This window comes from Methylobacterium haplocladii (assembly GCF_007992175.1).
Taxonomy (GTDB): Bacteria; Pseudomonadota; Alphaproteobacteria; order Rhizobiales; family Beijerinckiaceae; genus Methylobacterium; species Methylobacterium haplocladii.
Window position 1 is genome coordinate 1 of record NZ_BJZT01000095.1, and the last position, 836, is coordinate 836.

1 protein-coding gene and 1 pseudogene are annotated in these 836 nt (G+C 59.8%); both read right to left on the minus strand.

Annotation, left to right across the window (positions count from 1 at the left end):
* Positions 1-61: 61 nt before the first annotated feature.
* Positions 62-337, minus strand: coding sequence for a hypothetical protein (locus tag MHA02_RS21875; RefSeq protein WP_147082694.1), 276 nt, complete (start codon positions 335-337; stop codon positions 62-64).
* A gap of 194 nt (positions 338-531) precedes the next feature.
* A pseudogene (locus MHA02_RS21880) lies at positions 532-749 on the minus strand (IS3 family transposase); the annotation flags it as partial.
* Between the last annotated feature and the right edge of the window lie 87 nt (positions 750-836).

Sequence of the window (836 nt, forward strand, 5' to 3'; positions counted from 1 at the left end):
GGTTACCTAATGGATGGTTGCTGCGATAATTCGCACGGGACCCGGCCTCTGGCGCGACATGCTATGGGCGAACCCTCTGCAGCCATTCGCCTGTGAGGCCGGATAGTCGCGTTGCAGCCCAAGCCGTTGAAGGGGATATCGCAACCAGCAACAGGCTGTCGCTTCCATCCATTGCGCCGAGGAAGGTGTCGCTAAGGCTAAGCATTGGCACATCGCTCTCGATGAACCATGTCGTAGCCTGGGCCTGATGAGCGCCGAGGCTCTTGAGCTTCGAGTAGAGCGTGCTGTAATCGTGTTCTATTGCTTGTAAATCAAATGTTGCGAGATAGATAGCCATCGGAATGACTCGGATAGTCGGCGCGATAGGGGGGAAGACTATACGCCTCATGGGGCGTCTTGTCTCTAAAGCGCGCCTTAAAATTCTGTGACTGTTCCGAAGGACATCATGCCGGAGTCGCTATCGGTTCGGTGGCATCACAGCCCACCGAGATAGAGCACGACGAGCACCGTGGCGTTGACGACATTCCCGCCGAGCCCCTCGCGACGCCGGATCCCCTGAACCCGATCCCTGCACACCTGCCAGCCGTCTGCCTGCAACAGAGCGCTGATATGGCGGTCGTCATAGCGCCCGTCTCGGACGCCAGGACGACGATGGCCCAGGTCAGCGCATCCTCGTCGGCCGGCACGGTCGGTACGTAGCGCTGCGTGCCACGGTGCTGGCTGACAATACGGCAGGCATGGCGCTTCGAGTCTCAGTCAGCCCGGTCCAAAGCCAGCCAGTCAGGTCAGAAGGCGGTGCGCTGGATGACGCCGTTCTCAACCATCTGCCAAGCCTA

What these genes read in the sequence shown, in the direction of transcription:
- MHA02_RS21875 (WP_147082694.1), bottom strand. Translation starts at nt 337, where the DNA reads ATGGCTATCTATCTCGCAACATTTGATTTACAAGCAATAGAACACGAT.